This is a genomic window from Aliifodinibius sp. S!AR15-10, assembly GCF_031569985.1.
Lineage (GTDB): Bacteria > Bacteroidota > Rhodothermia > Balneolales > Balneolaceae > JAMQKA01.
This window is the reverse complement of sequence record NZ_JAMQKA010000028.1, coordinates 34,226-60,469: the sequence shown is the minus strand read 5'-3', so window position 1 is coordinate 60,469 and position 26,244 is coordinate 34,226. Positions and strand designations below refer to the sequence as shown.

Annotated in this window: 19 protein-coding genes; 15 read left to right on the top strand and 4 right to left on the bottom strand. The window is 47.1% G+C overall.

Features of this window, described 5'->3' with window-relative positions; genetic code table 11:
• Positions 1-24: 24 nt before the first annotated feature.
• The 4 genes from NC796_RS16790 to NC796_RS16775 all read right to left on the bottom strand — a co-directional run bounded on the left by NC796_RS16790 (position 25) and on the right by NC796_RS16775 (position 3,667).
• A complete protein-coding gene (locus NC796_RS16790; protein WP_310686041.1) occupies positions 25-1,008 on the bottom strand; it encodes a hypothetical protein in 984 nt (327 codons plus the stop codon).
• Between the two features lie 161 nt (positions 1,009-1,169).
• The gene (locus NC796_RS16785) at positions 1,170-1,613 is read right to left on the bottom strand and encodes a hypothetical protein (RefSeq protein WP_310686039.1); all 444 of its coding nucleotides are present in this window, start codon (positions 1,611-1,613) and stop codon (positions 1,170-1,172) included.
• Entirely contained in the window at positions 1,610-2,563 is a 954-nt protein-coding gene (locus tag NC796_RS16780) for a TerC family protein (RefSeq protein ID WP_310686038.1), read from the bottom strand. Before NC796_RS16780 ends, NC796_RS16785 begins: the two co-directional genes overlap by 4 nt.
• A 165-nt stretch (positions 2,564-2,728) precedes the next feature.
• Positions 2,729-3,667, bottom strand: a complete 939-nt coding sequence (locus NC796_RS16775; RefSeq protein WP_310686037.1) for a hydrogen peroxide-inducible genes activator — start codon at positions 3,665-3,667, stop codon at positions 2,729-2,731.
• Between the two features lie 145 nt (positions 3,668-3,812).
• Here NC796_RS16775 and NC796_RS16770 point away from each other — a divergent pair, with 145 nt between their 5' ends.
• From NC796_RS16770 to NC796_RS16700, 15 genes are all read left to right on the top strand, one after another.
• Positions 3,813-4,085, top strand: coding sequence for an acylphosphatase (locus tag NC796_RS16770; protein ID WP_310686035.1), 273 nt, complete (start codon positions 3,813-3,815; stop codon positions 4,083-4,085).
• A gap of 163 nt (positions 4,086-4,248) precedes the next feature.
• Complete coding sequence (gene thpR / locus NC796_RS16765) at positions 4,249-4,791, top strand: RNA 2',3'-cyclic phosphodiesterase (protein WP_310686034.1); 543 nt, start codon at positions 4,249-4,251, stop codon at positions 4,789-4,791.
• A gap of 13 nt (positions 4,792-4,804) precedes the next feature.
• The gene (locus NC796_RS16760) at positions 4,805-5,653 is read left to right on the top strand and encodes an alpha/beta hydrolase (protein WP_310686032.1); all 849 of its coding nucleotides are present in this window, start codon (positions 4,805-4,807) and stop codon (positions 5,651-5,653) included.
• A gap of 168 nt (positions 5,654-5,821) precedes the next feature.
• Complete coding sequence (locus NC796_RS16755; protein ID WP_310686031.1) at positions 5,822-6,244, top strand: secondary thiamine-phosphate synthase enzyme YjbQ; 423 nt, start codon at positions 5,822-5,824, stop codon at positions 6,242-6,244.
• Positions 6,245-6,799: 555 nt separating this feature from the next.
• Positions 6,800-10,279 carry a DNA polymerase III subunit alpha gene (gene dnaE, locus NC796_RS16750; protein WP_310686029.1) on the top strand — a complete coding sequence of 1,160 codons (3,480 nt, stop codon included), beginning with the start codon at positions 6,800-6,802 and terminating at the stop codon, positions 10,277-10,279.
• A gap of 226 nt (positions 10,280-10,505) precedes the next feature.
• Positions 10,506-10,832 (top strand): thioredoxin TrxA, encoded by a 327-nt coding sequence (gene trxA, locus NC796_RS16745; RefSeq protein ID WP_310686028.1) that lies wholly within the window; start codon positions 10,506-10,508, stop codon positions 10,830-10,832.
• Between the two features lie 409 nt (positions 10,833-11,241).
• Positions 11,242-11,814, top strand: coding sequence for a sigma-70 family RNA polymerase sigma factor (locus tag NC796_RS16740; RefSeq protein ID WP_310686027.1), 573 nt, complete (start codon positions 11,242-11,244; stop codon positions 11,812-11,814).
• 199 nt (positions 11,815-12,013) lie between these two features.
• A complete protein-coding gene (locus NC796_RS16735; RefSeq protein ID WP_310686026.1) occupies positions 12,014-13,102 on the top strand; it encodes a FecR domain-containing protein in 1,089 nt (362 codons plus the stop codon).
• Positions 13,103-13,153: 51 nt separating this feature from the next.
• Positions 13,154-16,624, top strand: coding sequence for a TonB-dependent receptor (locus NC796_RS16730; RefSeq protein ID WP_310686025.1), 3,471 nt, complete (start codon positions 13,154-13,156; stop codon positions 16,622-16,624).
• Between the two features lie 63 nt (positions 16,625-16,687).
• The gene (locus NC796_RS16725; protein ID WP_310686024.1) at positions 16,688-18,640 is read left to right on the top strand and encodes a RagB/SusD family nutrient uptake outer membrane protein; all 1,953 of its coding nucleotides are present in this window, start codon (positions 16,688-16,690) and stop codon (positions 18,638-18,640) included.
• A 44-nt stretch (positions 18,641-18,684) separates the two neighbouring features.
• Positions 18,685-19,917 (top strand): DUF4959 domain-containing protein, encoded by a 1,233-nt coding sequence (locus NC796_RS16720; RefSeq protein ID WP_310686023.1) that lies wholly within the window; start codon positions 18,685-18,687, stop codon positions 19,915-19,917.
• 46 nt (positions 19,918-19,963) lie between these two features.
• Positions 19,964-21,208: a DUF4998 domain-containing protein gene (locus NC796_RS16715; protein ID WP_310686022.1), complete on the top strand. Its 1,245-nt coding sequence runs from the start codon at positions 19,964-19,966 to the stop codon at positions 21,206-21,208.
• 252 nt (positions 21,209-21,460) lie between these two features.
• Positions 21,461-22,696: a hypothetical protein gene (locus NC796_RS16710; RefSeq protein ID WP_310686021.1), complete on the top strand. Its 1,236-nt coding sequence runs from the start codon at positions 21,461-21,463 to the stop codon at positions 22,694-22,696.
• A gap of 73 nt (positions 22,697-22,769) precedes the next feature.
• Positions 22,770-23,894, top strand: coding sequence for a hypothetical protein (locus NC796_RS16705; protein WP_310686019.1), 1,125 nt, complete (start codon positions 22,770-22,772; stop codon positions 23,892-23,894).
• A 107-nt stretch (positions 23,895-24,001) separates the two neighbouring features.
• Positions 24,002-25,141, top strand: a complete 1,140-nt coding sequence (locus NC796_RS16700) for a glycoside hydrolase family 43 protein (protein WP_310686017.1) — start codon at positions 24,002-24,004, stop codon at positions 25,139-25,141.
• Positions 25,142-26,244 lie beyond the last annotated feature (1,103 nt).

Below are 26,244 nucleotides of genomic sequence, written 5' to 3'. Positions count from 1 at the left end.
GATCCGCGTCATCAGCGTTCTATATTAATCATCGGTTTCTGCTTCGAGGTTCAGGAAAACGGAATCGATATCCATGTTATCCAAATAATGCCGAACCACGCTGGCGTTTGGCGTGTGGGTGATGTAGACCTCTTTGGGGTCTAGTTGCTTGCAAAGATTGATCAGCTCAAAAAAATCCAGGTGGTCGGACAGCGGAATCAGCTTGTCCACGGTAAGCTGCGTGCGGCTCGACTCCCGCGCGGCCCATCCCGAACAGTAGGCCAGCCGTTTCTTTTTAACGTTTGAGGCGAACCCATTGTTGATGGCTGACGTCGTAGTAACCAGGATTTTTCCTTCACAGGTGTCGCGGTCATAGGTCTCATATCGACCCAGGTCAATGCCCGCCTCCTCGTACACCGAACAGAGTTTGAATCCAGCACCGTGGATCTGGATCAGGTGATCAAGTGGCGCCAGCATATGCATGACCTCCTGCGCTTTGCCGAGGTTGTATGCCAGGAAGACAGGGGTATACCCCTCCTCCAGTGTTTCCCGGGCAAAAGTTTGAATCTCGTGCGTCAGCTCTTCTAACGAGGCCCATCGATACACCGGTAGACTGAAGGTCGCTTCCGTAATGAAATAATCGACATTTTCGGGGAGCTCAAATCCCTCGGTAGCAGGAGAGGGCGGAGTGCGATAATCGCCGGTGTAGAGCACATTGCCAAGATCACTTTCCACAAATGTCATCGCAGAACCCAGGATATGTCCCGCGGGATAGAACGTGATACGAGCACGGTCTGTTTCTACCGGTTCACCAAAATTCAGGGTAGTAGCATCACCAGAATATCCCCGCTTTTTCATCAGTTTGTATGTGTTGGGAGTGCAGTAAACTGACTCCTTGCGATTCCGCGGCATATGATCGGAATGCGCGTGGGAGATAAAAATATGATCTGCCTTCGATGTGCTAAAATCGAAGCCGATATTGAGATCCGGGAGTAATATTCCGTGGTAGCCGGCTTTTGTTATTTGCATACTATACTTCGTGTTTTAAACCGTGGCATATTCATGCGTAATGAGTAACAAGCAAGGAGTATCAAAAATAAATCAAACCTTGATAGTTAAACCAGGAAACAAAACCTCAATTTTGTTCTCTTTACTCATCACTCGTTACGCATTACTCATTATACGTCATATCATACTACGCGAGTAATTGCTAGTATCTTTAAATATGCCAACAGGAGAATAACAACCGCTGCTGACAACAGTATGACACCTGTCAAACGGACATACCTGGAAAGGACGTCCGGATGTTGTTGAATAATTATCCGAAGGTTTGGCCAGCGCACCAGTTGTGCTCCTATTGTGTACACCATCAACAAACTCCAAGCAGAGAAAAGAAGTTCGCTCCAGGAAAAAGGGAAAAAGGAGAGTACCAGGCAGGGTAGTGTAAACAGAAACCAGTATTTAAGTATGGTGCGAAGGAGCTGTGGTGGGGCTTCGTTCTCAGCTTCTTGGACCAGGTAAGATTTAAATTGCGACGGGGCCAGCAACAGCCATCCGCCCGCCAAAAGTGATAGCAGGCCGAAAACGGTATAATAGATCGTAAACCATTTTATGGAGAACGCTTCAAGTGTCATTCGTCAACAGGTATTTCTTCAACCGGCAAGTCATCATCCTCTTTCTTGGGGAACATGATTGAAGCTACAATCGAGGCTGTCAGCGTGAAAGCTATAACTCCGAGTGCCCATGGTGTTGGGATGTGGTAAAACTCAGCCGTCAGCATTTTGATGCCGACGAAAATCAGGATAAGTGAGAGCCCGTAGTGCAGGTAGTGGAACAGCTTCATAATACCCGCTAATGCAAAGTAGAGGGCTCTTAGACCAAGAATGGCGAAGGCGTTGGAGCTGTATACGATGAATTCATCGCGGGTAATTGCCAGGATTGCGGGGATGGAATCAAGCGCAAAAACGACATCAGTCGTTTCTATCACGATAAGCACAACGAACATCGGTGTGGCCACTCTTCGTCCCATCTTTTTCACGAAGAAGTTGGAGCCGTAATACGTTTTCACGGTGGGTATAAAACGGCGGACCAAAAGCAGTACAGGGTTCTTTTCGGGATGGACCTCTTTGTCCTTTTCCAGTGCCAGCTTAATACCCGTATACACAAGGAAACCACCAAATACGTAAATAATCCAGTGAAATTGCTCCAGCAGGGCTACACCGATAAAGATGAACAGAAAACGCATGACCAGCGCCCCGAAGATACCCCAGAATAGTACTTTGTGCTGGTATTCTGCCGGTACCTGGAAATAGGTAAATACCAGCAGGAAGACGAAGATATTATCTACGCTAAGTGACTTTTCAATCAGGTAGCCGGTATAATAATCGAGGGCAGTGGCTGAGCCCATATAGTAATAGACGCCCACCCCGAATACAAGCGCTAGGGTGATCCAGACCCCGGTCCAGATCAGTGCTTCTTTAATGCTCTCTTCATGCTCTTTCCCGTGAAAAACGAAGAGGTCAATCAGCAGCATCGCAATGATGAACGCATTGAAAATGACCCAGAGCGTTAAACTATGTTCCACCGTTCAGATTCCTTCAGGTTGATTTGAAAAATAAACACCAAAGGTAGGGATTCTGTGAGGAAGTAAAAAGGCGGAAGATGGAAGCTGGAAGCTGGACGCTGGAAATTGGAAGTGAACCGCGAGCTTTCAGCTCACGAACGGCTTTCAACTATCAACGTCCATCTTTTATTCCACGACTAAACTCTTGTCCACTTTCTTGAGCTCTTCCGGCACGCATTCTCGTATCTCTTCAGCGAATGCCTCAATAATATTGTTTTTAAGGAATTCACGGCTGTAGGCCAAGCGCACTTCTCGGCGGGGAATCGGTTCTTCAAAGTATCGCAGGTAAGCCTTGGCGCACTGCTGGTCAATTTGATTGATTGCCAGGTAGGGAAGCAGGGTCATGCCAAAATCCTGCTCTACCAACTGCTTGAGTGTTTCCAGGTTGCCACTCTCAAATTCAATGTTGAGGTCTTTGGAGGCCTCGCGACGGTGTTTCTTGCACAGCTTGATGGTCTGGTCTCTGAAGCAGTGGCCTTCATTCAGCAGCCAGAGGTTGCTGGCGTCAAGGTCCTCAATATGCAACATCTTCTTTTTTGAGAGAGGATGGTTCCCGGATACATAGCCCACAAATGGCTCATAATAGAGCTCAACTTCGTGGATAAAACTCTGTTCGGTGGGGGTCGCAATAATGCCCACATCCAACTGGTCCTGTTCCAGGAGTTCCAGCAGTTCGTTTGTCATCATCTCTTCGAAAACAAGCTTCACCTTAGGATACTTGTCTGTAAAACTTTTCAAAAACAGAGGCAACAAATACGGCGCGATCGTTGGAATAATCCCGATGCGAAATTCACCTTTTAGTTCCTCATCATTGATCAGTGCCAGGTCTTCAATATGCTTGGACTGCTTAAGCATTTCTTTGGCCTGTTCAATAATCCGCTCTCCTATCTCTGTCGGCACAACAGGAGACTTGGAGCGGTCAAAAATAGTTACGCCAAGCTCTTCCTCCAGTTTGTGAATCTGCATGCTCAGTGTTGGCTGGGTCACATAGCTTTTTTCAGCGGCGGTGGCAAAATGCCGATAGCGATCTACGGCAACGATGTATGATAGCTGGGTTAAAGTCATTTAAAAACAATGCTAAGATTAAGAATCTCTGTATGAAAAAGAGTATACTAACTTTCTGTATTAGTTGGGGAATCCATTTTTTGAACGATTTCCCTGTTCAGTAACTTATTGTTAGTTAAGTAATTATAAAAGAAGAAAGTTTTCAATGAAGAGAGCACATGTTTTTATAGAAGGACGGGTTCAAGGCGTTGGATTTCGTCATTTTACTAAAACAAATGCACTGCAACACGGCATAGAAGGCTGGGTGAAAAACCTGGCGGACGGCCGGGTAGAGGCGGTCTTTGAAGGCGAAGAAAACCAGGTTCAAACCATGATCGATCTTGTAAAACAGGGCCCGAGATCAAGCAGTGTTTCAAATGTAGATATTGAATGGGAACCGCCCAAAGAGCAGTACAGTACGTTTAAAGTTACTTATTAGCAGTGAACAATTTTGAGTGTATCAGTGATCAACTATAGCGCGAAATACTGTTTCACGTTGAAAAAAATGAAGCACACAAAATGGTGCTTCATAATTGAACCTTAATGCGTGATGAGTAAGACCAGAAACGCATTACGAATTACGGGATCATTCATCTATCTCTGTGCGTTTATTTATAGCTATCGACATACCGGGGCATGCCAGGCTGCAGCTGGAAGCGTTGCAGGATTCCAGTTTGGAAGTTCGCTGGACGAGCCCCGACACCATGCATCTTACCCTGCGGTTTATCGGAGATGTGAGCGAAACATCTACCAGGAAGCAGCTGAAAGAAGCACTTTCAACAGTAAAAGAACCTGCATTTGATATGACTATCAAGGGCCTGGGGTATTTCCCGCCAAGACTCCAACCCAAAATAATATGGGCCGGTATCAAGGAAAATAGTGCCCTTATGGAGCTTCAGGAGGCAGTAGAACAGGCCTGCCGAACAGTGGGCTTTGAACCGGATACGCGCTCGTATACACCTCACATTACACTTGGCCGGGTAAACGGTATATCGAAAAGAGAAGTGAATGCATTTTTTAACCAGCACAAAAAGCTGCGGATACCGGATATTCCCGTAAACGATTTTATATTGTATGAGAGCAAGCTAACTTCGGAAGGTGCGGAGCATACCCCGTTGGAACACTTTCGACTAGCAGAAGATTAACCGAAAACAGGGCATGAAAATGCTATCTAGCCTTTTATGGACTGTGGCCGCACTTGTTGCTGGCTATATCCTGATCGTTGTGTTGCTTTATTTATTCCAGGCTAACCTGATATTTCACCCGGTTTCAGAACTGCCCTACAAGCCCGATGTAGTAGGATTGAAATATGAGGATGTTAACTTTACCAGCGAAGATGGAGTAAATTTGCACGGCTGGTATGTACCACATGATAATGCCCGCGGGACGGTGCTTTTTCAACATGGGAATGCTGGCAATATTTCCGGTCGTCTGGAAACACTGGAGATACTGCATAATTTGGGGTTAAATATATTCATTTATGACTATCGCGGTTATGGGCAAAGCGATGGGGCACCGTCGGAGGAGGGAACCTATCGTGATGCGATGGCGGCGTGGCTTTATCTGACCGAAACGAAAAATACAGATGCCGCTCATGTTATACTAATGGGGCGTTCCCTGGGTGGCGCGGTTACGGCCTGGTTGGCAACTCAGGTTACTCCGGCCGGAGTGATCCTGGAATCCACGTTCACGTCAGCTCCTGACCTCGCCGCAGATCTATATTCCATATTTCCCGCCCGAAGCCTGATTAAATATGACTTCCCCAATAAAGATCGAATCCAAAAAATTGATGTGCCGCTACTAGTGGCCCACAGCACCGAAGATGACCTTATTCCTTTCAAACATGGCCAGCGACTTTTTGAAATGGCCGGTGAACCCAAGCACTTTTTTGAGATGCAGGGGGATCATGGGAGTGGTTTTTTGGATACCGGTGAGGCCTATATTCGGGCGATCGATGAGTTTGTAAGTAGTATTTTGGAAAAGAAGCGAGTGAAGAAAGAGGGGTAGTTTAAGGGTAAGTACCCTCATTTACACATTAGTTTGACCCACTCTTGTTCCTTCTCTACATGAACGCTCCCTCTACACATAAAAGGCAAATGGGTACTGTTGCTAAAATACTCTTTGCGTTTATTTCAAAATATATATCTCCTTAAAACTTAATCACTTTAAACTTAAATGGATATCTACAGCGAAGAAATTGCAATCAATTCTGAAGGATTCTCAGAGATAAAAAACGTGACCAGTCGGGTATCAACGATTGCCAAAGAATCCGGCTTCAACGAGGGAATCGTGCACATTTTTCCTATTGGTTCCACTGCCTCGATCTCAACAATAGAATTCGAACCGGCCCTGGTGCAGGATATGAAAGACAAGCTGGAGGAGTTCGCCCCGCATGATCAAAAAACACGCCACGGGGAAACATGGGGTGATGACAACGGCTTTTCTCATATGCGGGCTACTATGATGGGACCTGGAATTACCGTTCCTTTACACAACGGGAAATTAGTGCTGGGTACCTGGCAGCAGATTGTGCTTTTAAACCACGACAACAGGAAACGGGACCGCAGGCTTTTCATTCAAGTGATCGGAAAAAGTTGATTATCAAGAAGGTTAGGACTTTACAAACCTTTCTGAATTTTATTACAAGCAATAGCTGCAGCAGAATTTAAGAAAATCAAGATAGCTGTTCGATGTAAGAATTACTCCAAATAGGGACTGTTATCGCGAGGAGGTTTGGTGATGGGCGGTTATCTTGTATGTAAGATCATCTATTTCACAGTTCACTCATTGGAATCAGGGTGGACAGGATTAAAGGATTTTCGATTCCTTCTTACATAAACATTACCATTCTGTATATCCTCTAATCCTGTCTCTCCTCCGCTGCTTTTGATGCTACTCCATCTACTCCTGCATCCTACAGCGCAGGTTTTTATATAGAACAGACGTTAACATATGTAAAGAGTTTTGTTAGTTGGAGTGGATACTCTTTGAAGCGCCATTAATTTTTTGAGGATCATCTTAATTTTGAGCGATACGAATTGTATTATAACTAAAGGTTTTTTGTGGGTCGATAGCCCGTAAATTAGATCCGGCACTCTCAGTAATGCATGGTAATATTTCGTAATCACAGATAACAAAAAAGTTTCATCCCAGATGGATTTCTCACACCTTCACTCGCATACCCAATTCAGTATGTTGGATGGTGCGGCAAGCATCAGCAACATGATTAAGAAGGCCAAAAATACAGGTATGCCTGCGGCGGCCATCACCGATCACGGGAATATGTTTGGGGTTCCGGAATTTGTGAATGAGGCCCAAAAACAGGGCGTAAAGCCGATTATCGGGTGTGAATTCTATATTACGCCCTCGGGAATGGACGATCGCAAGGATCGCACCCGCTACCACCAGGTGCTGCTGGCCAAGAATATGACCGGCTACAAAAATTTGATGAAGCTCTGTTCTCTCGGGTATGTCGACGGATTGTATTACAAACCCCGGATCGACAAGGAAACGTTGGCCGAACACGCCGAGGGACTGATCGCTACCACCTGCTGTATCGCCAGCGAGATCAACCAGAAAATAATTAACGAGACTGAAGAAGAAGCCAAACGAATTTTTGAGTGGTACCTGGATCTGTTTGGTGATGACTATTACGTGGAACTCCAGCGCCACGGACTCGAGGACCAGGGCCGCTGCAACGAGGTGTTGAAGAAGTGGGCCCGGGAGTTCAATGTAAAGATGATCGCCACAAACGACTCCCACTATATTAATAAGGAAGATTCTGAAGCTCACGATGTTTTACTGGCCCTGCAGACCAATGCGGACATCGACGATCCCAACCGTTTCCGGTTTACTGATGACCACAACAACCTGAATCCTGAGTATTACATGAAGACGCCTCAGGAGATGCAGGAGTTGTTCAATGACGTGCCGGAGGCGATCGACAACACCAACGAGATTGTCGAGAAGGTTGACAACCTGGAGCTAAGCTCGGAGCTACTGTTGCCGCACTACGGCATTCCCGATGAATTTGATTCGATGGACGCCTATCTCAGGGAGCTGACCTACAAAGGAGCTAAGAAGCGGTACGGCGAGATTACGCAAAGTGTCTCAGAGCGGATTGACCAGGAGCTAGGCATTATCAGGGACATGGACTTTGCCGGCTACTTCCTGATTGTGCAGGACTTCACCTCGGAGGCCCGGGAGCGCGGGGTTTTCGTGGGACCCGGACGTGGCTCGGCCGCCGGTTCGGTGGTGGCTTATTGCCTCGGGATTATCAACATTGATCCGATGAAGTATGACCTGCTGTTCGAGCGGTTTCTGAATCCCGAGCGTGTGAGTCCTCCTGATATCGATATCGACTTCGATGACTCCGGCCGCCAGGAAGTGATCGACTACGTTGTGGAAAAATACGGTCGGGAGAATGTAGCCCAGATTGTGACCTACGGCACCATGAAGGCAAAAACGGCGATTCGCGATGTGGGTCGCGTGCTCGGCGTGCCGCTGCAGGAGGTCAACCAGATCTCCAAGATGTTTCCTGACAAGCCGGGACTCAACACGTTTGATAAAGTGCTAGACCCAAGCAAAAATTCGGAGTCAGCGCAGGAGCTGAAACAGCTTTTCGAGCACTCTGATCCGCAGATCGCCAAGATGATGCGCTATGCCCGCACGCTGGAGGGTTCGGCGCGGCAGACCGGTATCCACGCGGCGGGGGTAATTATTGCTCCCGGTGAGATCAGCGAATATGTTCCGGTGGCACTTTCCAAAGAGAAGGAATTGATCACCCAGTACGACGGCCCGTGGGCAGAGGATTGTGGCCTGCTGAAAATGGATTTTCTCGGGCTGAAAACGCTCTCTATCCTCAAAACATCGATCAAGTATGTAGAGGAAAATTATGGGAAGAAGTACGATCTGGATGAGATCCCGTATGATGATGAAAAAACATTTGAGCTCTATCAGAAGGGACAGACCATCGGGACTTTTCAGTTTGAGTCGGACGGGATGCGCAAGTATCTCAAGCAGCTGAAGCCGACCTCCCTGGACGACCTGATCGCCATGAACGCACTCTACCGACCGGGTCCCATGCAGTTTATTCCAGAGTATATCGACCGGAAGCACGGACGCACGGAGGTCGAATATCCGCATCCCGACCTCAAGGATATTCTGGAGCCGACCTACGGTATTATGATCTACCAGGAGCAGATTATGAAGGCCGCCCAGAAGATGGCCAACTACTCGCTCGGCGACGCTGACCTGCTGCGTCGAGCCATGGGTAAGAAGAAAAAGAAGGTGATGGAGGAGCAGGAGGAGATCTTTGTCAGCCGGGCCATTGACAACGGGATCGAGAAGAAAAAGGCCAAGGAGATCTTCGATATGATGGCCGAGTTTGCCAACTACGGCTTTAACAAGTCGCACTCGGCGGCCTACTCGGTGGTGGCCTACCAGACGGCCTATTTCAAGGCGAACTATCCTGCCGAGTACATGGCGGCGGTGCTCAGCCACAACATGGGTGACATCGACAAAGTCTCGAAGTTTATCGAGGAATGCTATAAAATGGGGATCCGGGTCGATCCCCCGAACGTCAACAACGGGGCCGGGAAGTTTGTGGCGCTCGACGGTCATATCCAGTATGGCATGGAAGCGATCAAGGGTGTTGGCTCCAACGCCGTGGAAGAGTTGGTAAAAGAGCGGAAGTCGAACGGCAAGTTTGAATCTATTTTTGATTTTACCAAGCGGATGGACCTGCGTGTTTGTAACAAGCGGACGCTGGAGAGCTTGGCCCAGGCCGGGGCGTTTGACTGCTTCAACCCCAACAGGCGGCTCATAATTGAAAACCTGGATACCATCGTATCCTATGCCCACCGGATGCAGGAGCTGGAGGACTCAAACCAGTCGGACCTTTTCGGGGATGGCGGCGGATCGGCCTCGGTGATCGAGGAACCCAAGATGGAGGAGATACAGCCGTGGTCCAACATTGAACGACTGAATAAAGAGCGCGAGCTCATCGGCTTTTATCTTAGCGGCCATCCGCTTAACAAGTTCAAGGGGGATATTGAGATATTTTGCTCCCACACCCTGGCCCCGGCTGAGCTTGAAAAGCTGAACGACCGGACCGAAGTTCGGGTTGCTGGCATCATTACGCAGGTAAAGCGAGTCACTGACAAGCGGGGCCGTCCGTTTGCTTTTGTACAGATGGAGGACCTGTATGGTACCATCGAAGTGATCACGTTTAATGATGTATATGACAGTCACCTGGGAATGATCCAGGTTGATACGCTTGTGGTGGTGGATGGACATATCGACACCCGCAACGGACCGACAAAAATTATTGCAAACTCATTGGAACGTATTGAAAGCATGCGCGAGAAATACCAGGATAAGATAGAACTGCAGCTGGATATTGATACATCGAGTGTTACCGAGGAAGAACTGCAGCAGATGGCTCATCTTTTTACCGAAAACCAGGGGGAAACCAATATTCAGTTTAACGTGATGAGCCGGGAGGCCAAGCGGCCATTTGCAATGCATTCCAGAAAGTTCGTTATTGACCCCACTGAAGAGCTTTTGAATGAACTCAAAAGTTTAATTGGGGAAGATGCAGTTGCTCTTAAGAAGACGAACGGAGCTTCATAGGTCGTTTAAGGTTGAATATTGAAGGTTAAAGGTTACAAGCTTAAGGTTAGTGGAACTTTTTAACCTGTAACAATCAACTTTCAACCTGTAACCTTATTCTGGTAAGATAAGTTTTTGTAATCTACTCTATAACGAGAAACGATAAGCAATTTAGAATTTTATGCCGCATATTTGCGTTTGAATTACCGAATGAACGAAAACTAAAATCGAATATGACAAACACATTATGAGTAAAGCAGAAAAATTTACAGATGATTCGTTCCAAGAAGATGTACTGAATTCAGAAAAACCGGTATTGGTTGACTTTTGGGCCGAGTGGTGTGGTCCCTGTAAAATGATAGGACCCGTAGTTGAAGAGATGGCTGGAGAATATGAAGGTAAAGCCAAGATCGGCAAGGTCAATGTTGATGAAAATCCTGAAATTTCTACGAAGTACGGCATTCGCAGCATTCCTTCGCTGCTTATTTTTAAAGATGGCGAAGTGGTGGATCAGATTGTTGGCGCTGTACCGAAATCACAGCTTAAAAAGCAGCTTGAAGCCCAGCTTGCATAAGTTGAAGTAGAAATATATCTGTTTTTATATAGAGCCCGGGATTGAAGTCCCGGGCTTTTTTGTTCGCACAGTATTCCGGTATTCCTGTCTGGTTTGTTTTTCCCCTACGTATTTTAATGCCATTGAAATAGGCTTTTATTGGTCATAGAACACGAAAAGTGTAGTATGAACACATATCTTGATTTTTTCTAAATTGTCTCTAATTTGCTGTTATCGATAACATAAGGGGAAGGAATTTGATGCTCTTGGGTACTGAGTGCATAGAGTAGGGAATCACAAAAAGTTGGATTTCAGTAGTTCGGTATTACACTATCTCTATAACTCATTACTTCTATTTCCTTGTTTTTTGTCGCAGTTTAGTAAATAGTTGGGACTTGGATTAATAACTCAGGGATTACAGCAGATTACGATGCAGGAAGAAAATTTCTTAGAGGATATAAATCTATGGAAGCGTCTGCTCAACGACGATCGTGAGGCGCTTTCTTTGTTGTTCAGAAAATATTATAAGCCGTTGTTAAACTACGGGTTGCGCCTCATACCGAGAGAAGAACTGGTAAAGGACAGCATCCAGGAACTCTTTTTTACAATTTGGGATAAAAGAGGCCGACTTTCCGATATCGAATATGTAAGCTCCTATCTTTATACCTCTTTTCGCCGAACGCTTTTCAAGCAGGCTGATATGCAGAAAGTCAGACAGCAACGGGACGCCAGGTATTCAGAAGAACAAAAAGATCGAGAAATTACTCCAGAACAGCGACTCATTATTGAAGAGATTCGCCACGAAAAAAAAGCAAATTTACGAGAGGCGTTCGAATCGTTGAATGAGAGCCAAAAGGAAGCAGCGTTCCTAAAGTTTTATAACGGGCTTACCAATGACGAAATCAGTGAAGTAATGGGCGTTAAAAAAGAGAGCGTGTATAACTATATCTATCGTGCAATTTCCGCGCTACAGGAGAAGCTAAGTATCTCTCTTACCGGTTAAGTTCCCCTTTTTTAGCTAATCATGTATTCCCTTCTATAATTTTCCCTGTTTAAAAATCTCCTTTTCTGGTACACAAGAGCCATTTTTTTACTCTTCGATAGGATTTGTAGGAAAAAATAAAAAAATCCAGTGGAGATCTAGTGTGTGACTCCCTTTATAAGGGTGGAATTAACAATAAACAGTCACAAACCGAACACTCTTGTCTAAATCAGATCAACAATTAGCCGAATTGATAAGTGATGAGTCCTTTGTACGCTGGATAAAAGGTACGGCAAGTACCCGGGAGCAGCAGCGGTGGGATTCCTGGGAAAAGGAAGATCCGGCTCACCGAGAGCTCAAAACAAAAGCGGAGATGTTTTACCAGGTTCCGCTGGAAATGGATGCTGCTGATGATCTTGAGATGCAGCTGGACAGTCTAAACCAGCGTATTGACGAGGCTGAGGCAGAGAATGAAAAAGATGTAACGCCACTTCCAAACAAAAAGCCCAAACGCAGCCTGGGAGGATACCGCTTGGCGGTTGCCGCAGCGATCACACTGCTTCTGTCCGTGATTAGTGTGTTATACCTGTACTATCCGGTCAATTCCCCTGTAGAAAAGACTGAACCGTTGTTTACAACGATTGAAGTTGGATATGGGGAGACAAGTTCACTCAAATTCAGTGACGGCTCGAATATAAGGTTGAACGCCAAATCATCACTGCGATACCAGCTAGAGCAGTTTAACAGCGATCGCGTCGAGGTTTGGCTGGAAGGAGAAGGTTACTTCAATATTACCCACGATCCCGGTGGACAAAAAAGAGAATTTATTGTGCACACGCCGGAAGGAGATGTTCAGGTGCTGGGTACCAAATTTAACGTTAATACCCGTTTCCAGAAGACCAGCGTAGTTCTTGAGGAAGGAAGTGTGGGTGTGTCGCTGAAAGACACGCTAAAACAGGCTGTCGATGAAAAGATTATGGTACCCGGTGAACGTGCAATCCTGGCCCAATCATCACCGGATATCGTAATGCAAAAAGTAGACGTGGGAATGTTTACGGCTTGGCTCGATGGGGAAATGGAGTTTAATGACACTTCGCTTCGTGACATAATCAATTCCATTGAAGCTACCTATGGCATTATTCTAAATGTGGAGGACACCAAGCTGCTCAATCAGAAAATAACAGGCAGGATTCAAAACCCTGATCTGAAAAACTTGCTGACAGGTCTGCAAAAGATACTCGACCTAAAAATTGAACAAACAAACAGAAAACAATTCATGATAACCAGACAATCGATACAAGGGGAATAACGCATATGATCAGTTTTAAACAGCAATTTAAAAGGGAAAAAAGAGGATAAAATGGATACGAAGATACAGGTTTTGGGATGTCTGTTACTGCTCTTGGCTGGAACATTACGGGGTTATGGCCAGGTTTCAGACCAGAAACTCACGCAAAATGGGCTGGCAGACAACCATTATTTCAATGTCAATAGCGCGAAGGTTGAACTCGAGGATGCGCTTAAACAGCTGGAGAGCAGGTATAATGTTGCCTTTGTGTATGAAAGTGGCCTCCTGAATGGAATGCAGGTGGTACCCAACTCCAGGCAGTCCGACAGTTTCGGGAGGAATCTTCAAAAGTTACTAGCTCCATTCAACTTGAAGTACATGAATTTGAATGAGAGAACATTCATCATAAAGCCTGCTCCTGAACCAAGTGCTTTAGAGGAGAAGTTTATACACCAGGTGCAAGGGGTTGTCACGGACGCCGGAACGGGGGACACCATGCCGGGGGTAAACGTTGTGGTGAAAGGAACTCAGATCGGTGCCGCTACCGATCCAGATGGCGAGTTTAGCCTGAATACTCCCTCTCCACAGGATACGCTGATGTTTTCATTTATCGGTTACCAGACGAAGGAAGTGCCGATTCGCGGGCGAAATATAGTGAATGTTGAGCTGGTAGCAGAGGCTGTCACTTCTGATGAAGTCGTTGTTGTTGGTTTCGGTGAACAGGAGAAAACAAGTGTTGTAAGTTCCATTAGTACTATTAATCCCACTGAGCTGCAGGGAACCTCCAACAACCTGACCAACATGATGCAGGGTCGGGTCGCTGGCATGATCTCTTTCCAACGCAGTGGTGAACCAGGCGCCGACAACTCGGAATTTTTTATTCGTGGACTCGGGACATTCGGGTCAGGTAAGCAGAACCCGTTGATCTTAATTGACGGAATTGAGTCCTCAACCACCGATATGGCGCGCCTGCAACCGGACGACATTGCGTCATTTTCTGTGCTGAAGGATGCGACTGCTTCAGCCGTTTATGGGGCTCGTGGTGCAAACGGGGTTGTGATCATTAAAACCAAATCAGGTCAGGCTGGTGAAACTCGGTTCAAAGTGAGAACGGAGACCAAAGTTTCCACGAATACGCAAAACTTCCAGTTTGCCGATAATATCACCTATATGAACCTGGCAAATGAAGCAGCCCTGACCCGTGATCCCAATGCTGTATTGCCCTACACGCGAACGAAGATACAGAATACCGAAGCCGGGAATAACCCATATTTGTATCCAAGTAATAACTGGATTGACCAGTTAATTAAAGACTATACCGTCAATCAAAGTTATAATCTGAGTGCCAGCGGGGGTAACAAGGATGTGCAGTATTATGTTGCAGGTACTTATACCGTTGATAACGGAGTCTTGAAAGTTGATGGGGAGAATGACTTCAACAATAACATTAAGCTGCAAAACTATTCTGTTCGCAGTAACATCAATCTTAACCTGACCTCGACAACCGAAGCAATTATCAGGGTATACGGTCAGTTTGACAACTACTCCGGTCCCGTAGGTGGCGGTGAGTCTATCTTTAATGCGGCGGTTTGGTCAAACCCGGTGAAATTTCCGGCGGTGTATCCCTCCAGCATGAGGCCCTACCTGGACCACCCGATGTTTGGCGGTGCGGTGACGGGGCGCGGGAGCACGTCACTGCTATCCAATCCTTATGCCGAGATGGTCGAGGGATACCAGGTGTGGAAAACCTCGAATATTCAGCCACAGCTGGAACTGAAGCAGGACCTGAGCGGGATAACGGAAGGGTTAACAGCCCGCGCCATGGGGTACCTGAAGCGCTACTCCCGCTTTGATGTTTCCCGGCAGTACAATCCCTTTTACTATGATGGATACCGCAACCCGGTAAGCGGGGACATGCAGCTCCGAGTGCTAAATGACGGCGGTGCGAATTCTATCGGTATTCCAGGCACCGAGTATCTCAATTACAGCGAAGGGCAAAAGACGCTGAATTCCAATATGTACATGGAAACCGCTTTCAACTATAAGCGTACATTTTTAGATAAACATGCCGTTTCCGGGATGTTGCTTGGGCTAATATCCAGTTACCAAACCGGGAATGCCGGGAGTGTACAGTCCTCTCTACCCCGGCGAAACATGGGGATATCTGGCCGCTTTACGTATGGATATGACGAGCGGTACCTGGCCGAGTTCAACTTTGGGTACAACGGGTCCGAGCGGTTTGCAGAAGATCACCGCTTTGGATTCTTTCCATCCCTTGGACTAGCTTACCGGATCTCAAACGAAGACTTCTTCAACCCATTTAACGGAACTATCAGCGAACTGAAGCTGAGGGCCAGTTACGGGTTGATTGGTAATGACGCGATTGGAGACGTGGATGACCGTTTCTTTTATCTTTCCAATGTAAACCTAAATGACTTCACATATAGCTCTACATTTGGTGAGGAGTTTGATTACAGTCGGCCAGGTGTTTCCATTTCACGGTACTCCAACCGGAATATTTCCTGGGAAAAATCGGAGCAATACAACGTGGGTTTTGACCTCTCGCTGTACGAATCATCCCTGAACTTTGTAGTGGACGTCTACCGGCAGTATCGAACCAGTATTTTACAACCACGTACCTACCTTACAGAGAGTATGGGGCTGATGGCAATTCCATCCTCCAATTATGGGGAAGCGATTAGCCAGGGCGTCGACTTTTCAATGGATTTTCAGAAACAATTCTCGCAGGATTGGTGGTCCAGTATGCGAGCAAACTTCACCTATGCTACAAGCGAGAAGACTAAGGCTGACGAGATCAATTACCCGCAAGACCAGGCCTATCGTTCAGAAGTGGGGCATTCCATAGCACAGCGGTTCGGTTATATTGCCGAGCGCCTGTTTATTGATCAGAGCGAAGTGGAGAACTCTCCCACACAGTTCGGTACCTATATGGGGGGTGATATCAAGTACCACGATATGAACGGCGATGGCGTGATCAACCAAGCTGATATGGTACCGATCGGGCATCCCATAACCCCGGAAATTATCTACGGTTTTGGTGGAACAATTGGATATAAAGATTTTGACTTTAGTTTCTTTTTCCAGGGCTCTGAACGCACCTCCTTCTTTATTAACTCTGGAAATATCTCTCCGTTCCGTATTCGCTTTGACGAAGATTATGGCAGGTGGTATCAACACGGGTTATTGGAAACCGTTGCAGAAGACCACTGGTCTGAAGAGAATCGTGACCCATATGCCTTTTTCCCTCGTCTGAGTAACACCGAAATTGAAAATAACAACCAGGCTTCCACATGGTGGCTGCGGGATGGTTCGTTCCTGCGGCTCAAAACCCTTGAACTCGGGTATACACTACCCCCTGACTTAACAGAAAGGTTCGGCATCCGCAACCTGCGAGCCTATGCCACGGGCACCAACCTGGCGGTATGGAGTAATTTCAAGCTATGGGATCCTGAAATGGGCGGCAATGGACTGGGATACCCCATACAGAGCGTCTATAGCTTTGGAATTGAGCTCGATCTGTAACAATGAGAGACAGGGAAATTAAAAACGGATTACAGAATGAAATTTCACAAATCAGATAACACTATGAGACTTTTAACAAACCTGCGCAGAGCGGTGATTGCACTGGTACTGGTCGGGGTGGCCTTCACCTCACAGTCCTGTGACTTCCTGGATGTGGTACCGGACAACGTATCAACGATGGATCACGCTTTTGAACTACGCAACGAAGCGGAAAAATATCTTTTTACTCTCTACTCGTACCTCCCGAGAAACGGGGATACGCAATACAATATGGGTTTCTTGGGAGGAGATGAACTCTGGATTCCTTATAAAACCAGTATAGATAATGTCTTCTCATTCGAAATAGCCCGTGGAAATCAGCGGGTGGGAGACTCATACTATAACAGTTGGGTCGGAAACTACGATGGAGGTGGCCCTGGCGACAATTATCAGCTGTTTGATGGTATACGCCACTGTAATATTTTCCTGGAGAACATCCGGGATGAAAACCAGGTCCCCGATCTTGATGACCTGGAGCGTGAGCGTTGGATCGGAGAGGCCGAGTTTTTGAAAGCGTACTTCCATTTTCAGCTCATGCGGATGTACGGGCCCATTCCCCTTATCAAGGATGATCTGCCGGTGGATGCCTCAGAAGAGCAGGTACAGCGCCCGCGCCAGCCGGTGGACGAAGTTGTGGATTATATTGTGGAACTGCTGGACTCAGCAGCCCAGAAGCTGCCGAATCGAATTAGCGATAGAAATACTGAACTCGGTCGTATCACCAGCTCCATTGCACTCGGGGTTAAAGCCAAGGTACTGTTGACCGCTGCAAGTCCACTGTTTAATGGAAATGAGGGCTATCCCGCGAGTTTTGCCACGGACGATGGTACCCCACTGATCAATCCCACTTTTGAAGTCGAAAAATGGGAGGCCGCAGCTGCTGCAGCTGATAGCGCTATCCAGGTAGCGGAAGCAAATGGCCATGAACTCTTTGAGTTTGAGGAGACCGCATTCGACCTTTCTGATACCACGATAACGAAGCTGAGTATCCGGCAGGCCGTAAGTGAACGCTGGAATCCCGAGGTAATCTGGGGCCTTTCCAACAGTACCACCTGGGATCTGCAACGGAATGCCATGGTACCGCTGGATCCAGAGCACAACCACAATAACGCCCGTAAAATCTTTTCAGCCCCAATCAAAATTGCCCGGATGTTCTACTCCGAAAACGGGGTGCCGATGGATGAGGACAAAACACTAACCTATTCGCGTGACAACGAGTCGGAACTGCGAACGGCGGATGCTTCAGAAAGCTATAATATAGAAGAGGGCTTCGAGACGGCGCGGCTGAACTTTGACCGCGAGTACCGGTTTTACGCAAACCTGGGATTTGACGGCAGTACCTTCTACAAGTACGACTCTCCCAGTAACTCGGATGAAAACACCTGGGTGATACGGGCGAAGTTCGGGGATTACTCGGGTTCTTCCCACTCATTCCACAACAATGTGACCGGCTATTACATCAAAAAGCTGGTGGACTGGAACCAAACTACAAGTTCTTCTGGCGTTTCATACAAAGAGTACGCCTGGCCGCAGCTTCGACTCGCTGATCTATACCTGATGTACGCTGAAGCGATGAATGAGGCGTATGGTCCGTCAGCAGAAGTCTATGAATACCTGGATCGCATTCGGGCCCGTGCCGGCCTGGATGGGGTTGTAGAATCCTGGAAAAACTACTCAGTTAATCCTGACAAACCGAATACACAGGAGGGATTACGTGAAATAATCCAGCGCGAGCGAATGGTTGAACTTTCCTTTGAAGGCAAGCGATTCTGGGACCTGCGACGCTGGAAAAGAGCCGCCGATGAGCTGAATAACCCGATTACGGGGTGGAACGTCAAAGGTCAGAATGCCGTGTCCTATTACCAGAAAACCACGGTGTACCAGCAGACATTTGTGGCGCCGCGAGACTACCTGTGGCCGATCGATCAGACGACTATGATTCGTAACCCGGCCTTGATTCAAAACCCGGGATGGTAGGGATAAGTGCGAATATGAATTCTACAAATCAAATAAGTATAGATATGAAGTGGTTAAAAATAAGACAGAGTTTCTTACTGATTATTGGTGGAATGTTCCTGTTTCTTTCTTGCAAAGAAACCAGCATCAACGAGCCCCTGGAAGAGGGAACGGAGCCACCGGGAAAGGTCAAAAATGTGCAGGTGGAAAATCTCCCTGGTGGTGCCGAACTGACGTATACACTGCCTGATGATGAAGATCTGCTTTACGTCCGGGCGGAGTATACCCTTGATACCGGTAAGGAGATGGAAGTGAAAGCGTCATACTACGACAATTCATTGAAAATCGAGGGCTATGCCGATTCCACAAGCCAGGAGGTAACACTCTATGCCGTAAACCGAAATGAGATAGAGTCGGAACCGGTTTCGGTTACCATCAATCCCAAAAGATCAAAAATATGGGATGTATACAACAGCATTACCGCCAGGGCCGCGTTTGGTGGGATCAATGTAGAGGCCGAGAATCCGGAGCGTAACGATATTGCCATCCTGGTTATGCTGAAAGATGATTTCGGGGAGTGGGAAATACATCCCCAGAGCATATATACCTCAACGGATGAAATTAATGCCAACTTGAGGGAGGGCTTGGATACGCTGCGGCAGGATTTTGCCATTACCGTACGTGATCGGTGGCTGAATTATACAGATACGCTGGTAACTGAGCTTAAGCCGTTGTATGAAGCGCCCATTCCCAAATCGGGTTATAGCGGATACCCGCTGGAAGGCGATGCGCCACATCACCCTTCAAATTCACTTAACAACTTGTGGGACGGTAATCTTATGCACTGGCCTGGAGTCTATCTAACGAATAGAGACTATCAACCTTCAGAGCCCCATACGTTGACAATTGATGTGGGCATGGAAACCAAGCTCAGTCGAATCGTGATTTGGGATTACCCGGAATATTATACGGGCGGCAGGATCTACTACTACTTGGGCTGCCCGAAACGGTTTGAAATTTGGGGTGCTTCAGATCCAACCATTGAAGATCCGGAAAACTGGATGGAGCAGGATAACTGGCACAAACTTGGAACTTATGAGGAGACCAAGCCCTCCGGCCTTCCTTATGGGGAACAAAGTAATGAGGACTACCAAACGGCCAATGCCGGTTTTAGCTGGGATTTTGATATTGCAGCCCCGGAAGTGCGCTACCTGCGTATAAGAAACCTGGAGAACTGGAACGGGTTTACGCATATCGCGATATCCGAGGTCCAGGTCTACGGAGATCCAACTCCATAGCAGCCATAGCTAAGAATTTTAGTGCTAAAATAAACAACGAAATATTATGAAATCATTGAATAACAGAAGCATTTGGTTTGTTCTCATCGTCGGACTGGCGGTTGGGTTCTCTTCTTGCTCAGACATGGATGAATACAAAAAGTATGTTGAGGAAGAGGGAGAAATATCCTACACCGGGAAAATTGATTCTCTTACTGTCTATTCCGGCCATAACAGGGTGATGGTGGAAGGACTTTTCATCGCCGATCCCAAAATCAATGAGGCCCGCATTTTCTGGAACAACGGGGGAGACTCCGTAGTAGTACCAGTCAATCGGTCAGCCGGGGTCGATACGATGCAAAAAGTCATCGATGGACTACAGGAAAAAGTCTACAATTTCAAAGTCATTACCTATGACTCACTGGGGAACTCCTCGCTCCCGGTTAACGGCAACGCAAGGGTCTATGGCGAGCGCTATCAACATTCACTGAATAACCGGCCGATCGTCAGTAAAGACCTTTATGCCGGGGATCTCAATACGACGCTGAATTACGGGAGCATGGACCTGACCAGCGGCGTGTTTGCCACTCAGATTGAGTACACCGATGCCAATGAGGTTACACACACCATGGAACTTCCTATAGACAGTGAAGAGATCGTACTCGAAAATTACAAGATCGGCACTGAGTTTAAGTACCGCACCTTGTTCCTGCCGGAGCCTACCAGTATCGACACATTTTATACCGAGTTCGATGCAGTTGTACCAGATATATCCTACCTGAAAAATTATGAGGTGCCATTTGAAGCTGAAGCAACTTCAGGCCGTTGGGGTATCCTGGCACACTGGACTACCAACGAAGCTGCCAAAAACCACGGCGGTTACGGTGGTTGGGATGAGTGGAACGGCAACATTTTTAACGTAGAATCCGGCTGGGGAGCACCGGGTATTACGAACGGGAAAATTTATCAGACCGTCACTCTTTCGCCCGGTACCTACACATTTAAAGCCAACTTGCGCAATGGGAATGATACCTCCAATTCCGGGGAAGGTGACTATGCCTATTTGGTAGTTGCTGACGGCGGTACGCTGCCCGATGTGAATGATGGAGCTATTGAAAATGACCCGGCTACAATCGGGTACTCCAGAATTTTACAGAGCAAAGATCCCGATGACTTTCAAATTGAATTCACGATCTCTCAGCAGCAACAAGTATCTGTGGGATATGCCACTACTCAACCCGGAGGCTGGATCAGTGAAGGGGCGAGCGGAAGGCATTGCAACATTGTATCATTTGAGTTTTTCAAGCAATAGAACTGAGCAAGATATTGCAGGAGCTTTATTTCCCTAGTAACCCCTAATTCATCACTCACTACTTGAGACGCAGCCAAATACAGCATAGCCTGGCGTAAGATAGCGTCAGGCTGTGTCATAGGGATTTTGTGTGTTATAGTGCTACTCATTTATGCTCATCATCTCAGGCATGAACAATCGTGCTGGTGACTCATGTAGAGTAGAATTAAAATGAATATCCATTTTTATCTGTAGCTAATAATCCTGGATCTCATGATTAGATATGTAATTACAAAATTACTTATTGTCATTGCGTCTTTGGTCGTGTTTTATGGATGCTCTAATTCCACGCAGCCAGACCCTTCTGAATCCTCCACGTCTGCTGATACCGTCGAGACTGAAGATGATTTGCCAAAGGTTGAAACGAGGGAGATAACAGATATCACTACCAATACTGCAGAAAGTGGAGGAAAAGTGTTGGAAGCTGGTTCTTCACCTATTACGAGCAGGGGGATATGCTGGAGTACTGCAGACACTCCAACTACCAAAGATTCACATGCCAGCGCCTCATCGGTGAAGGGATCCGGAGAATTTACGGCTGGTCTTTCTGAACTCATTGATGATACCACCTATTATATACGTGCATATGCGAGTAATGAAGCTGGTACAGGGTATGGAGAAGAACGTTCCTTTACCACTTTGCCCGCCAGCTTGCCATCTGTCTCATCACAAAAAGATTATGCGGCCGGAGCCGAAATCGCTTTCGTCGCCGGCGAAGTGAACCCGCCTGGCGCCTACCCGGTAACCGAACGAGGCATTTGCTGGAGTAAAGAACCGGATCCGGATATCACGGATTCCAAAACAATTGAAGGAGAGGGGACAGGGAAATTCTTAACTCGTATTGAGGGCCTGGAACCCGAAGCTGCCTATTACATGAGAGCGTATGCTACAAACGAGAAAGGCACAGGATATGGGCGGCAAATCCAGTTGCAAACCATCGCTAAGGGAAATATTACATACACATTTCACAAAGTTTCGAATCCCTCGGAGGAGTTGCAGGAGCATTACACCCGGATAGAAAATGCCTTTGAGGAGGCCGTGCATTACTACGAGCATTTCACATCTATAGAAAAGGAGCTGGATGTGTACTACAACCCGGATGTAGCAACCACCGATGGTCATATTAACGGGACCATCAGGATCGGCTCGGATCCCTCATACCAGCAAACCGGTACCGCCCTGCACGAGATTATGCATACCGTGGGGGTGGGACAGCACTGGAAGTGGGATGAGCTAATAGATAACGGCGTGTATCAAGGGCCCCATGCCAATACCCTGCTGCAGGTCATGACGCAGGACACCAATGCCGTAATACAGGGAGATGCCCTGCATTTTTGGCCATATGGCATCAACGGGGCGCATGAAGATACCGGGGAGGAGATGCTCTATATCATTCACTCATTGATCATGCAGGGGATGAAGACGGATGGGCTGCCAAGCAGTTATTAAGCTCCGGCCCTTTTAAAAAAAGTGGATTCGCCCTGCATCCTGAAATTGTTCAAATATTCCAATTTAAAGTGGTATGAACTACACAACGTCTATTGTAATTATCATTGTATTTACTGGTATCACGGCTTGTTCCGGTAACAGCCAACCGACGTCCACTGAAGAACCAGATCCACCAAAAGATACTACCAACACCGAGGGGGAGGTTCCCCAGGTTGAAACCGTGGAGATCACCAACGTAACCACCACTGCAGCAAAAGGCAGTGGAAAAGTGCTGGCCGATGGCAGTTCAAGCGTTATCGAGCGGGGAATATGCTGGGATACATTGCAAACCCCGACGATGGATACATTTCATTCAGACGCCTCTTCAGTAAAGGGTTCGGGTGAGTTTTCTGTGAATATTGAGGACCTTAAGGATAACACCACCTATTACGCCCGGGCTTACGCTACCAATGATGCCGGAGTGAGTTATGGTGAAGAACTAGAGTTTGTCACCGAAAAAGTCCCGGATCCCGTTGAGTCAATTGTTTTTATCGATTCCACCAGCTTTCGGGATACCACTGCTTTCAACGAGCACTGGGACCTGTTTTACCCATGGGGCGACAGCCACAACGGTTCGGCCCTGATGGTGCAGGAGCAGATGAGCCTGGAACCCAATGGTGAGCTTCTGATTGAGGCCGATCCTATTACACACAACGAGTTTAACTACGCATCGGGAGCCATCCACAACAGGAATCATATTGTGATTAATGATTCACTGCCCAAGTGGGAAATCAGCGGTGATTTCCAGGTACCCACAGACCAGGGAACATGGCCGGCCTTCTGGATTACCGGCGCATGGAACTGGCCGCCGGAAGTAGATATCATGGAGTTTAAAGGCAACAACATCAACTGGCAAAATACCGCAACCGGTCCAGACTGGAGAGATGTCAGCTGGCAGACTAAAAAAACAGAAATCTCCAATGCGGATAGTTGGCATAACTACAAGGTGATCATGAAAAAAAGAGATGACACTTATGTTGACCTAAATTTTTATATAGATGGCAAGCTAACAGCCTCTCACACCGCCGATGACTTCATTGGGGAACCGTTTTGGCTGATTATTAACATGCAGATGGAAGGCTCCAGCGGAAGTCCGGGACCGGATCACGCAGAATTCAGGGCCCGGAATATTTATCTTGCGGCAACACCGGCCAAATAACCGTACATTATCCATCATGTCACAACACTGCGACAGGGTGGAACTCCACAGGGTAGCTGGGCTTGCTACCCTGTGGATTAAAAACTACTTATTCGTTGTTAGATATTATGAAATATAAATTTGCAACACTATTTGTATTGAGCTGTACACTTCTACTTGCTGACCTTTCTCTTTTGAGGGCCCAGCCGTATGAACAATTTCATCCCGGTGAACAATGGCTGGATGACATCGGCACTCACATTAATGCTCATGGCGGCGGGATTTTATATCAGGATGGCACCTACTACTGGTTTGGTGAACACAAGGGAGAAAACAATCGTGCAGAAGTAGGAGTGCGGGTTTACTCCTCAACAGACTTGTACAACTGGAAAAATGAAGGCGTTGCGCTTGCCGTATCGGATGCTCCCGATAGTGAGATTGTATCCGGAGCTATTATTGAACGACCAAAAGTGATCTATAATGAAAAGACCGATACCTACGTGATGTGGTTCCACCTGGAGCTGAAAGGGCAGGGGTACAGCGCGGCGCGGACCGGGGTGGCCGTTAGCGAGAATGTGACCGGCCCCTACCGCTACTTGCGCAGCTACCGCCCCAATGCGGGTGACTGGCCCGTGCGTGCCACCACTGAAACCAAGCGTAAAAAGTACGATGCCGACACCCTGGAGTGGTGGACCGATCCCTGGCGTGAGGCGCTGGTGGACGGCCTGTTCCTGCGGCGCGACCAAAAAGGTGGACAGATGTCACGTGATATGACGCTGTTTGTGGATGATGACGGAACAGCTTACCATATCCACTCTGCCGAGGAGAACGCTACATTGCATATTTCTAAACTAAGTGACGACTTCCAATCTTTCACAGGAAGGTATAATCGGATTTTACCCGGAAAGTTTAATGAAGCCCCGGCTATCTTTAAGCACGTAGGGAAATATTACATAATTGCGTCCGGGACGACCGGTTGGGATCCCAACCCCGCGCGCCTGCTGGTGGCCGACTCCCTTTTCGGGGAATGGCAGATGACAGGGAACCCAGCAAAGGGTGAAAGAGCCGATATCACCTTTGATTCCCAGAGTACTTTCATTTTAAACGTCCAGGGCAAAGAAGATGCCTACATCTACATGGGCGACCGCTGGGAACCGGAGAACCCGATTACCGGAACGTATGTTTGGCTGCCAATAGAGTTCGATGAAAATGGACAGCCATTCATTCAATGGCATGAGGAGTGGGATCTGTCCTATTTCGATGAGTAGTGCCCGATTCGAAATGAACGAGTAAATGTTATTTAACCACAGAGAGCACTAAGATATGATTTTTGCGCACTTTGTTGGTTTGTCGAAATATTTGGAATAAAGGCTTGAACAGGCTAGAAACATGTTGAGTGCCATCCTGAACTTGTTTCAGGATCTCGAAGGGCTATTGAACGTTGATAACGGCAGTTGTTAAATCAACGTTATGATTCCCCGCGAGATCCCGCGTAATTCTTAATAGGCAGCCTCTGAATGAAAGCTCCTGCATGCCATCAGTCTCCGGAAAGTCCCGGAAGGAGATGCTGTAGTTGAACGTACAAAACAATCAATAGGATACCCTAACGTCAGTTCGATATAAGACCCACATAAGTTGAAATCGGCACGGTTCAATTCCCTCCTTGAGGAGGGTGGGAAGTGTTCTTCAATTGGCGTAATAACACCCCTCGGATCCATTCCGACTGCTGTCGGAGACAACTCGGATGGATCATCTTCCGTCAGCCGACGGAGAGACTTTTGTACCATGCCACTTATACCTCAGGTTATTTAATTTCGGTTCGATATAAAAACTATCATTGAGAAGGATTCAGTAACCCTCGGAATCCGACAACTGGACGGATGGGGAGATCGCCACGTCGACATCATCGTTGAGCCCAAAAGGCAACAAAGCCTCCTCGCGATGACAGTTATTATTTTGAGTAATTCTCAAGTCGAACACAGGCTATCTGCGAATGAAGATACTAACTATTCTTTACAGAACTGATGCACATCACTGCCAAAAGCAATAGGTACAACTTCAGGAATTTATGCGCACTGCTTAAGAAAGGAATGCCTATAGCTTAACAAACGAATGCGCATTGCTTCAAAAGGAATGCGCATAAAAATTTATTTTATAGGCATAAGATTTGAGTGGTCAATTCGGATCAATATAAAAACGGCCTTTGTGAGGAATCCAGCGACAACAGGGGAGCCGATACCGTCTTATCGGTAGCGCGGGAATTAATTCCCGCGCAAGTGATAGGCCATTAACCACGATAGATAGGGTGGTGTCAAAAGAAGTGGAGTGAAGCACGTGTATAGGTGAATAAAAATTAGAACCGGGATTTACA

What these genes read in the sequence shown, in the direction of transcription:
- NC796_RS16790 (WP_310686041.1), bottom strand. Translation starts at nt 1,008, where the DNA reads ATGCAAATAACAAAAGCCGGCTACCACGGAATATTACTCCCGGATCTC.
- NC796_RS16785 (WP_310686039.1), bottom strand. Translation starts at nt 1,613, where the DNA reads ATGACACTTGAAGCGTTCTCCATAAAATGGTTTACGATCTATTATACC.
- NC796_RS16775 (WP_310686037.1), bottom strand. Translation starts at nt 3,667, where the DNA reads ATGACTTTAACCCAGCTATCATACATCGTTGCCGTAGATCGCTATCGG.
- NC796_RS16770 (WP_310686035.1), top strand. Translation starts at nt 3,813, where the DNA reads ATGAAGAGAGCACATGTTTTTATAGAAGGACGGGTTCAAGGCGTTGGA.
- NC796_RS16760 (WP_310686032.1), top strand. Translation starts at nt 4,805, where the DNA reads ATGAAAATGCTATCTAGCCTTTTATGGACTGTGGCCGCACTTGTTGCT.
- NC796_RS16755 (WP_310686031.1), top strand. Translation starts at nt 5,822, where the DNA reads ATGGATATCTACAGCGAAGAAATTGCAATCAATTCTGAAGGATTCTCA.
- dnaE (WP_310686029.1), top strand. Translation starts at nt 6,800, where the DNA reads ATGGATTTCTCACACCTTCACTCGCATACCCAATTCAGTATGTTGGAT.
- trxA (WP_310686028.1), top strand. Translation starts at nt 10,506, where the DNA reads ATGAGTAAAGCAGAAAAATTTACAGATGATTCGTTCCAAGAAGATGTA.
- NC796_RS16740 (WP_310686027.1), top strand. Translation starts at nt 11,242, where the DNA reads ATGCAGGAAGAAAATTTCTTAGAGGATATAAATCTATGGAAGCGTCTG.
- NC796_RS16730 (WP_310686025.1), top strand. Translation starts at nt 13,154, where the DNA reads ATGGATACGAAGATACAGGTTTTGGGATGTCTGTTACTGCTCTTGGCT.
- NC796_RS16725 (WP_310686024.1), top strand. Translation starts at nt 16,688, where the DNA reads ATGAGACTTTTAACAAACCTGCGCAGAGCGGTGATTGCACTGGTACTG.
- NC796_RS16720 (WP_310686023.1), top strand. Translation starts at nt 18,685, where the DNA reads ATGAAGTGGTTAAAAATAAGACAGAGTTTCTTACTGATTATTGGTGGA.
- NC796_RS16715 (WP_310686022.1), top strand. Translation starts at nt 19,964, where the DNA reads ATGAAATCATTGAATAACAGAAGCATTTGGTTTGTTCTCATCGTCGGA.
- NC796_RS16710 (WP_310686021.1), top strand. Translation starts at nt 21,461, where the DNA reads ATGATTAGATATGTAATTACAAAATTACTTATTGTCATTGCGTCTTTG.
- NC796_RS16705 (WP_310686019.1), top strand. Translation starts at nt 22,770, where the DNA reads ATGAACTACACAACGTCTATTGTAATTATCATTGTATTTACTGGTATC.
- NC796_RS16700 (WP_310686017.1), top strand. Translation starts at nt 24,002, where the DNA reads ATGAAATATAAATTTGCAACACTATTTGTATTGAGCTGTACACTTCTA.